10 protein-coding genes are annotated in these 9227 nt (G+C 62.9%); 6 read left to right on the forward strand and 4 right to left on the reverse strand.

The genetic code is table 11. The features are described 5' to 3' along the window. Positions 1 to 78 precede the first annotated feature (78 nt). The 3 genes from CKO23_RS22920 to CKO23_RS22930 all read left to right on the forward strand — a co-directional run bounded on the left by CKO23_RS22920 (position 79) and on the right by CKO23_RS22930 (position 1544). A complete protein-coding gene (locus CKO23_RS22920) occupies positions 79 to 300 on the forward strand; it encodes a DUF2283 domain-containing protein (protein WP_200335544.1) in 222 nt (73 codons plus the stop codon). A 169-nt stretch (positions 301 to 469) separates the two neighbouring features. Beyond that, positions 470 to 982, forward strand: a complete 513-nt coding sequence (locus CKO23_RS22925; RefSeq protein WP_200335545.1) for a hypothetical protein — start codon at positions 470 to 472, stop codon at positions 980 to 982. 292 nt (positions 983 to 1274) lie between these two features. Further along, positions 1275 to 1544, forward strand: coding sequence for a hypothetical protein (locus tag CKO23_RS22930; protein WP_200335547.1), 270 nt, complete (start codon positions 1275 to 1277; stop codon positions 1542 to 1544). A gap of 144 nt (positions 1545 to 1688) precedes the next feature. Here the strand turns inward: CKO23_RS22930 and CKO23_RS22935 are convergent, their stop codons facing one another. Beyond that, complete coding sequence (locus tag CKO23_RS22935; protein WP_200335549.1) at positions 1689 to 2441, reverse strand: MBL fold metallo-hydrolase; 753 nt, start codon at positions 2439 to 2441, stop codon at positions 1689 to 1691. Between the two features lie 549 nt (positions 2442 to 2990). Then, on the reverse strand, positions 2991 to 4583 hold the full coding sequence (locus tag CKO23_RS22940) for a bifunctional GNAT family N-acetyltransferase/carbon-nitrogen hydrolase family protein (RefSeq protein WP_346014673.1): 1593 nt from the start codon (positions 4581 to 4583) through the stop codon (positions 2991 to 2993). A 231-nt stretch (positions 4584 to 4814) separates the two neighbouring features. Here CKO23_RS22940 and CKO23_RS22945 point away from each other — a divergent pair, with 231 nt between their 5' ends. From CKO23_RS22945 to CKO23_RS22955, 3 genes are read left to right on the forward strand one after another with little or no spacing between them, the layout of a single operon-like run. Further along, a complete protein-coding gene (locus CKO23_RS22945; RefSeq protein ID WP_200335551.1) occupies positions 4815 to 5813 on the forward strand; it encodes a zinc-dependent alcohol dehydrogenase family protein in 999 nt (332 codons plus the stop codon). A 45-nt stretch (positions 5814 to 5858) separates the two neighbouring features. Further along, entirely contained in the window at positions 5859 to 6479 is a 621-nt protein-coding gene (locus CKO23_RS22950; protein ID WP_200335553.1) for a metallophosphoesterase family protein, read from the forward strand. Beyond that, on the forward strand, positions 6406 to 7203 hold the full coding sequence (locus CKO23_RS22955; RefSeq protein ID WP_200335555.1) for an ATP-binding protein: 798 nt from the start codon (positions 6406 to 6408) through the stop codon (positions 7201 to 7203). The genes CKO23_RS22950 and CKO23_RS22955 overlap by 74 nt, the downstream gene beginning before the upstream one ends. 154 nt (positions 7204 to 7357) lie before the next feature. On the opposite strand, the gene CKO23_RS22960 is transcribed toward CKO23_RS22955, so the two are convergent. Together CKO23_RS22960 and CKO23_RS22965 are read right to left on the reverse strand one after the other, a co-directional pair. Then, positions 7358 to 8815: a hypothetical protein gene (locus CKO23_RS22960; protein WP_200335558.1), complete on the reverse strand. Its 1458-nt coding sequence runs from the start codon at positions 8813 to 8815 to the stop codon at positions 7358 to 7360. Between the two features lie 124 nt (positions 8816 to 8939). After that, positions 8940 to 9227, reverse strand: a 288-nt coding sequence (locus tag CKO23_RS22965) for an IS66 family transposase (RefSeq protein WP_200335559.1), incomplete at its 5' end; no start/stop codon positions are given.

The following is a 9227-nucleotide window of genomic DNA, read 5'->3' on the forward strand; positions in this document are numbered from 1 at the left end:
TCTGACCTTCAGGCTTGTGCCGTCGAGTCATTACACTTCCGAGCGGCTGACTAAGCCTTACTCGGGAGAGCTTCCCGCTTGCGCGGTTCTCTCACAGTCGGCAACCATTGCCAGGTCACCCAGGTCTTCCCTTTTGCCCTCGACGCGGTAGTCGCGGCGACCAAAGAGATCGAGCCAGGAATCATTGCCGACGATGGTGCAGATGACCGATTGATCGGCATCGAAGTCCTGTCGGTGAGCAAGCATGAGGACTCCGGGGACAGGTTACTTGACTCCCGAAACCCATCCTCAATAAGGTAGAAGAATCCCTCGCCACCCGACCTCGGCGCTTAACCAATTGCGCGCGGAAAGCTCCGCGCGCAATCTCAAGCCCGCGCCGGCGCGCGGCAACTTTTTTTACTGAACAGCAAAGCAGCCGGAAAAAGAAATGGCAAAGTGCCCTATATGCGACTCCCGAAAAGGGAAAAGAATGTGTCTCGTCGCCGATGCCTTGATCTGTAGCCAATGCTGCGGAGAGACAAGAGCCGAAGAAGCCTGCTCAGGCTGCGTCTTCTACCAGGCGCCGAAACGCAAGTACGAACAGGTGCCAGCCTATTCACCCGCCGATATGGATCGGGACATGGACCTTCAGACCTATGGGAATGCGATCGAAGGCGCGCTATGCGCCTATGACATGGAAAACGACAGCACGCTGAGCGACAACGATGCGATCAGGATCTTGGAGCTGCTCATCGACAAATATCACTTCAAGGATCAAAAGACGGACGACGAGCGCGAGATCGTGAAGAACGGGGTCGCGTTTGTCGATAACGCAATAGACATCGACCTCAAGAAAGTCAGCGACGAGGAGATCACGAAAGTCCTCGGCGTTATACGCTTCGTCGCCAAGCGAAGGACGAAGATCGGAAGAGAGTACATGAGCATCATCCGTCAGTACGTAGGGCTGCGAGTCGGGTCTGGCATACGGGTTTTGCAGGGATGAGAGCCCGCCGCTGGGGCAACTGAGCGTTGGTCATCCTTATCGGCCAAGCGTGCTCTATAGCTCTGGGTGGACAAGCGTAGCGCAGTCCACCAGCGCCGGCGCGGGATTCGCCTGACTTCGCTCTCGCTCCCCCTGCTGACCAATAGCGCAATGGTCGATGACCTGCCGAGGCGGACAACGAGACGCGGAAAGAGACATGGGGCATTACTGTAGGCTTTGCGGACGAACGCGAGCCAACGAGAAGTTCACCGGAAAGGGACATCAGACCCATGTCTGCCGAGATTGCGCGAAGATGCCGAAGGAGGAGTGCAACGCGATCGAATGGGAAGCCGAGATCTTCGGCTTCCTGAAGCAGTCGCACATCTCGGACAAGAACGTGCGTCGGCTTCAGACGCTGTCCGGATCGGGGGATGCGAGAATCGCGGAGCTAGCCGCGATCGTGATCGAGGTTGCCAAAGTCAAACCGTACAAGAGGCGGCGACTCAAGGTGCTTGCAAGGGAACGGAGAGATTTGCTCGAAGCGCTCGAGAAAACCGGGCTGATCGAGGCGCATCATTGGTGACCCGCGAGGCCCGGTCGCCGGGAAGGTCGCTTCCGGAAGACTCTTGTACCCTACGAGGCTGATGTGGATACGCCGATGCGCCGGTCCTTCGCGCGCATCGCGTCTCAGGCATGTCTTCCCGCCGAGAACCCCTGCTGGACCGCCTCAGCCTTGATCGCTGGCGGCACAGGGACCGCGGAACTGCTCGGGGACGTTCGCCGGGCACTCGCCGCAGACTTGGTTGCCTGGCACGGCGAAATCGATCTTGCGCGGATAGGGAAGATCCAGGCCGTTCATCAGGTCCACGAACGCTTCCTTCGAGCACCCGCCGCCGAGGCGCGGGTTGCGGGCCTTCTCCTGGGCGATGCTCGAAACGAAACGGTGCTCGTAGTCGTGGCCGGGATAGACCAGGGTTTCGTCCGGCAGCGAGAACAGCTTGTTGTGAATGCTGTTGTAGAGTGCGCCAGCATCACCGGATTGGAAATCGGTGCGGCCGCAGCCCTCGATCAAGAGGGCGTCGCCGGTGAGCAGCAGTTTCTGCACCGGTGTGTCGATCAGGTAGGCATGATGGTGATCGGTGTGCCCCGGCGTGAACAGCGGGTGCAGGGCGATCGAGCCGACCTCGAACGGCTCGCCCTCCTGAAGACCGATATCGGCGCACGGCAGCGCGAGCATCTTCGGGTAGGCGATCCGGCACCCCGAGCGCTGCTTCAATCGACGCGCGCCGGTGAGGTGGTCGGCATGGACGTGGGTCTCCAGCGTGGCGACCAGGGTCAGGCCGAGATCCTTGACGATTTGCAGATCGCGCTCGACCGTATCGATGACCGGGTCGACCAGAATCGCCTGGCCGGTCTCCGGGCAGCCGATGAGATAGGTGTAGGTGGATGAATCAGCTTCCAGCAATTGTTTGAAGATCATCAATTCCTCCGCGAGAAAATCCGCCATTGCTGGCGAGCACGAAATGAGGTCACGCATTATAACAGCGTGACTCATTCTACTTTGTTAGCCCGGGCATCGATCATCCTTCGGACCAGTCATCGTCGGTCGGGTGGACAAGCGCAGCGCAGTCCACCAGCAACGGCGCGGGATTCGGTGGACTTCGCGCTCGCTCGTCCACCCTACCAGTCCAACTGATGACCAAGACCTGGGCCCGCGTAGGGCGCAATAGCGATAGCGTATTGCGCCGCATGATTGGCAGGCTGCTGGCCTCGATTGAAAAAAGGGGGCAGATCTATTTTTAGCCATCAAGCAGAAGACATGTCCGCCCCTTTTCCTGTCCTCATCCGCGAGCGCACCGTCAGCCCGCGAGGCCCGAGGATTCACGTGGCACGGGCCTGAAGTGCGCAAACCGTCGGCCTGTTTCAGCGCCACCTTTTTGCGTCACACATCAGGTTCACCTCACGCGCGACTGAGAGTGAAGGGCATCAGGGTGGCGCTTGCGCCTCGAAACCCTTCACCCCTCGCCCTTCACTTCTCCCGCCACACCGTTGTATAGAGGTCGTGCCGTCGGTCCTTGAGGTTCTGCACGGTGCCGCCGTTTCGCGCGGCGCGCAGGGCCTCCAGGCGCAGGTCGGCGAAGGCGACCGTCTCGACATTGGGCGTGGTGTCCGCCGCGATGCCGTCGCGCGCGAAGGGAAAGTCGCAGGGCGTCAAGATGCAGCTCTGTGCGTATTGGATGTCCATGTTGTGGACGTTCGGCAGGTTGCCGACGTTGCCCGAGAGCACGACGTAGCACTGATTCTCCACGGCCCTGGCCTGACCGCAGTAGCGCACCCGCAGGTAGGATTGACGCTCGTCCGTGCAGAAGGGGACGAAGATGATGTTGGCTCCTTGGTCCGCCAGGTGGCGGCCGAGCTCCGGGAATTCCGCGTCGTAGCAGATGAGCACGCCGATGGGGCCGCAATCGGTGTTGATGGCATTCAGGGCATGGCCGCCCTCGATGTTCCACCAGTAGACCTCGTTGGGGGTCGGGTGGATCTTCGGCTGCTCGTAGACTTCGCCGCCGCGCAGGCAGATGTAGCAGATGTTCTCGACCCGGCCGTTGGGCATGCGGGTCGGGTGCGAGCCGCCGATGATGTTGATGTTGTAGCGTACCGCCATGTCCCGCAGCGCGTCCTTGAGCGGATCCTTGTACTTGGTCAGCGCCTCGATGGATTCAGCGGGGGAGAGCTCCTGATCCTCCATGGAGAGCAGTTGCAGCGAGAAGAGCTCGGGGAAGACGACGAAGTCCGCGCGGTAGTCGGCGGTGACGTCGACGAAGTAGCGCACCAGGTCGATGAACTCGGCGAATGAGCCGACCCGGCGCTGCATGTACTGAACGGTTGCGACCCGAACCGTGTCCGGCAGCCTGGCGCCGTAGGTCTTGGCGCGCTTCTCCTCTTGCTCGTCCGGGGCGTTGGGGTTGCGCCAGAGCAGATGGACGCCGTAGCCGAGGGAGTCCTTGTCCTCCGGCAGGTAGTCGTTCATCAGACCCAGTGCCTCGAAGCCGTTGCGCATCTGGAAGGTCAGTACCGGATCGCGCTGCCGATTGGACTTGACCTCTTCCAGATAGGCCTCGGGCGTCTCGAAACGGCGCAGGCGCCGGGCGAGCGTCGGCAGGCGCCCACCGAAGACGATGCCTTTCGCGCCCCAGGAGCGTGCCAGCTTCTTGCGCTCGTCGTAGAGCCGTTGGCCGATGCGCAAGCCGCGGTACTCGGGGTCGACGCAGACCTCCATGCCGTAGAGGTAGTCGCCATCGGGGTCGTGGCGCGAGGCATAGCCGCCGCCCGTGATCTCTCGCCAGGTGTGCGATTTGAGTGCGTGCTGCGCGTCAATCAGAAAGGTCGCGCAATAGCCTACAATGGCCCCTTGATACTCGGCCACGAACTGACCTTCCGGGAAGTTGTTGATCTGACCCCGCAGCATCGCAGTCGAGTAGGTGCCCATCTTGGAGGGCTCGTACACCTTGGAGACCAGGGCGCGAATGGCCGCGATGTCCTTGATGCGCGCGTTGCGCACGAGCAGCGGGGGCTTGTTGCTACTTGTCTTCTGGGTGGGATCGGTCTTCGAATTGGCGGGCACGCGGGGCTCTCCGTCTGGGTTGAGTGGCTGTCTTAGGGTACCGCGTCAGACCGGGGGGCAATAGGCGTCGAACATGCCGGCCCCGCACCCCGATGAACGTGGTGCAGGATACGTGGCCAAACGCGCGGGGCGCCCTTACATCTGTCTTACGCATGGGCCATGCTTCTTTATAACCAATCGCGCGCCCCCGGCCTGGTTCTGCCGGTGCGGCCAGGAGAGTCGGACACACATATGAAAGCCATCGAACTACGCGAGACCGGCGGGCCGGATGTCCTGGAGTACGTCGAGCGCCCCGTCCCCGCGCTCACCGGGTCGGAGGAGATCCTGGTCAAGATCGGCGCGGCGGGCGTGAACCCCGTCGATACCAAGGTGCGCAAGAGCGGCCCACTGCTGCCGGATGGGTTGCCTGCCGTGCTGGGTTGCGACGGGGCGGGCGTCGTGGAAGCGGTCGGCGCGGATGTGACACGCTTCAAGCCGGGCGACGAGGTCTGGTTCTGCCACGGCGGCATCGGCGGTCCGGTGGGGTGCTACGCCGAGTATCTGGTCCTGGATCATCACCTGGCGCAGTCCAAGCCGCGCTCCATCGGCATGGTGGAGGCCGCCGCCGCGCCGCTGGTCCTCCTGACGGCGTGGGAGGCGCTGCACGATCGGGCACGTCTGCACGAGGGCCAGCGGGTGCTCATCCACGCCGGCGCCGGTGGCGTCGGTCATGTGGCCATCCAACTTGCCAAGGCCGCCGGCGCCCGGGTCTGCACCACCATCAGCAGCCCGGAGAAGGCGGATTTCGCCCATGCCCTGGGCGCCGAATACTGCATCAACTACAAGGATGAAGACCTGGTCGAGTCCGTGATGGAATGGACGGAGGGGTTGGGCGTCGATATCGCCCTGGATACCGTGGGCCCCGAGGTCTTCCGCCAGACGATCCCGGCCATGGCGCACTATGGCGACCTGGTGACCATCCTGGATCCTGGCTCGAATCTGGATCTCAAGGAGGCGCGGGTGCGCAATCTGCGGATCAGCCTGGAGCTGATGCTCACCCCCATGCTGAGGGATCTGCCGCGGGCGCGCGTTCAGCAGGGCGAGATCCTGCGTCGCTGCGGGAACCTCATCGACCGCGGCGATCTGCGCATCCATGTGTCGGAGACCTTCCCGCTGAGCCGTGCAGCCGACGCGCATCGGTTGATCGAGCAGGGACACGTCACCGGCAAGCTGGCCCTCACCCTGGATTGAGCCGGCCCAACCCTCAGCGAGGCTCTCTTGGACGACATCTCAAGCATGCCAACGGTGCGCATCGCGCTCCTCTCCGATACCCACGGAGCCTTGGATTCGCGCGTGCAGGAGATCGTGTCCGACTGCGATCTGGTCGTGCACGGCGGCGACATCGGCCGTGCCTCCATCCTGGCCCAGCTGCAACCGCGTCTTGGCCGCGTGCTGGCGGTCTTCGGCAACAATGACGTCGCCCGCAAATGGCCCGAGGAAGACCGCCAGCTGCTGGTGCACTTGCCGGAGTGGATCCGCCAGCCGCTCCCGGGCGGCCATCTGATCGTGATCCACGGCCACCAGGTTCCGGCGCGCGATCGGCATCGGTTGCTGCGCGGGCGCTTTCCGGATGCCCGCGCCATCGTCTACGGCCACAGCCATCGGCTGGCCGAAGACCTCAATGCGCTGCCCTGGGTGCTGAACCCGGGCGCGGCAGGGCGCTCGCGGACCCACGGCGGGCCTTCCTGCCTGGTTTTGACGGCGACCGCCAAGGACTGGAAGGTCGAGACGCACCGCTTCCCGCAGTCCGTGCCGAGGCGGGGAGTGAGATACACTCACCTCCATGACCAGCCCCAGACCCACCTCAGTAAAGCCACCCAAGTCGCTGCTCCGCCAGGTCGGGCGCGCGATCGCTGACTTCCGCATGATCGGCGCCGGAGACCGCATCCTGCTGGGTGTCTCCGGCGGCAAGGATTCGCTCTCGCTCCTGCAGATTCTCAACCACCTGCGCACCTATGCCCCAGTCCGATTCGAGCTGGGCGTGCTCACCGTGGACCCCGAGGTTCCGGGGTTCGATCCGCAGTCCCTGAAGGACTACTACGACCAGCTCGGCGTGCCCTGGCACTACGAGCAGCAGCCGCTGATGGAGCAGGCCCGGGTCCACATGGACGGGGACTCCTTCTGCGCCTATTGCTCGCGGATGAAGCGCGGCATCATGTACCGCGTCTGCCGCGAGCAGGGCTACAACGTGCTTGCACTGGGGCAGCACCTCGACGACCTTGCCGAGAGTCTGCTCATGTCTCTCTTCCACGGCGGCCAGCTGCGCACCATGAAGGCGCACTATCTGAACAACGACGGGGATATTCGCATCATCCGCCCGCTGGTCTACTGCCGCGAGCGCCAGACGGGGGACTTCGCCCGCCGCGCGGGTCTGCCGGTCATCCCGGACTCCTGTCCCGCCTGTTTCTCCATGCCGACGCGACGTGAGCATATGAAGGCCCTGCTCGCGCGCGAGGAGGAACTGCACGCAACCCTCTTCCCCAACATCCTCCACGCCATCAGGCCCATCATGACCGAGGGCGGACTGCCCGAGCCTGGGCAGGCCGCCACGGACCGCGGCCCTGGACATGATGGGCGTTAGACGATTTCCGGAAACCTGCGCACCAGCCCGTAACAGGCGGTAAAAGGCTGTAATCCATCGTAGGGCGCAATAGCGGCAGCGTATTGCGCCCTACGGTCACGGTGCTTGGTCCGTCGATCCGTTTGGCTCGGTATGAAAGGTCTAAGAAATCGCCTTAGTCCTTTCTCTCCGGCCGCTTGCGCTGTTCCTCGATAATGAGGCCCGTTCTGAAACCGAGACCTTGATAGTCGCCGTCGATGAGCTGCGCGAGTCGTTGAGTGTTCACCAGCAGGCGGTAGTTGAAGTAGGGGAAACGGGTATTGGTGTAGAGCGCGCGATTGAAGCCGAATACGGATGAGTCGGCGACGGGGCGCTCTTCAGAGGGGCGAAACGCGACTGTCTGTCTGACCTCGGGGCGGGGATGCCCGTAAATGAGCCCCGTGAAGCCAGCGACGCTGAGCATCAGGCCAACGCCAGCCGGCAGGCTGGCCCAGCGCCACCACTTCAGCGTCGCCGGCGGAGCGACAGCGAGCAATAGCAGGGCTAGCGGGATCAACAGTCGCCCCGCTGGGTTGATGAGCCCGAGGAAGTCGTAGGGCGCGATCAGGTACAGCAGTGCCAGTGCGTAGGCGGTCCAGATCAGCGCCGGATCCTGCGTTGCTGGGATGCGAGCTGTCCGGCGCGTCTGCCACAACACCTGTCCGGCCCAAAGCGCGAGCAGCAGGATGAGGATCGCGTTGCTCAATGCGCCCAACACATAGATGAGGGGCCATGCCTCAAAGACGGCTTGCCCGTCCGCATGCAAGATGTTGCGGAAGCCGCCGAGCATCAGCGGATAGCCCAGCTTGTACGTGATGGCCTCTGTCCATCCGCTCATGTGCGCATCCGGCGAGGCCACCGGCCCCGAGGCGGCGAGGCGTCCGGCGAGATACCAAAGGCTCAACGCAGCGGCAGGCAGCACGGGCAGGGAGCGCAGCAGGACGATCCGCGTCATCCGTCCTAGCCCAGGGGCCTCCTGCTCGCGGACAGAGAGCAGCGCGCGCATGACGACAATGAGCCCCCAAACCAGCACGACCATGGCATGGCTGAAGAAGACTGCGATGCCGAAAAGGGCATTCTTCCAAAGCGGCGACCCTGGTCCGCATTCGAGGATGAACCACAGCAGCAGCCAGAGCCCAAGCTGATAGCTGATGAACCCCAACCAGAAGAAGCTGGAAAATCCGACGGCGCCTAGAAGAACGAGCAAGACACATCCTCTATAGTCCTGCGAAACCTGTCGTTGAGAAAATCGATCCAGAAGCCAGAACCAGGCGACGATCTGGACCACGAGATAGCACTTGCCCGCGATCAGCGGTGGCAAAACGAGCGTGAGTCCCGCGAGTATCAAGGTTGCAAGCGAATTGGGGACTGGATAGCTTGCAAGCACGTAGTTGCTCACCAGTTCCGGATTCTGGAGCTTGAGTCCGAGCACCTGTGCCTGGAATAGCCATTCGGCAAAGTCATGCAGCCAGGGTGCGGGTGCCGCGAGAATCAGGACGATCATTCCGAGCGCGAGGCCTGCGCCGAGCGACCGGGCGGTGCGCTCGCGATAGGTTGAGAAGAGGGGCCGGTGCGGCAATGGTTGTGCGTACATCTGGCTGTCCAAAAAGCGAGTTCGAGTGCTGGTGCCTGAAGGTCTGGGTCTCTCCGGCGATCTCCGCTTCGCGGGAGACGGCGGGTCTGACGGGGCGTAACTATTCAGGTACCCGCGACCACCGTTATGCCAGTTTTGGCATCGGAGGTTGCCCTTGGAAGGTCAGCACGAGAGCTTGATAGATATCGACGGACTGCTTGCGCATCGTCGAGAGGTAGGAGCGCACGGTCGCGAAGGCCTCGGCCCCCTCGGTCGAGCGGAAGCCGCCCGAGACCTTTTGCTTGAGCTTGAGCTTGGGCATGCGCAGGTCGCGCTCGGCGAGGTTGTTGTCGAAGGGCACGCGCAAGTCGGTGACGAAGCGTAGAACCTCGTCGCGGTGGGTGCGTAGGCGTTCGATGAGGTTGTAGGCCGG

The sequence above is a fragment of the Thiocystis violacea genome (assembly GCF_016583565.1).
GTDB classification, from domain to species: Bacteria; Pseudomonadota; Gammaproteobacteria; order Chromatiales; family Chromatiaceae; genus Thiorhodococcus; species Thiorhodococcus violaceus_A.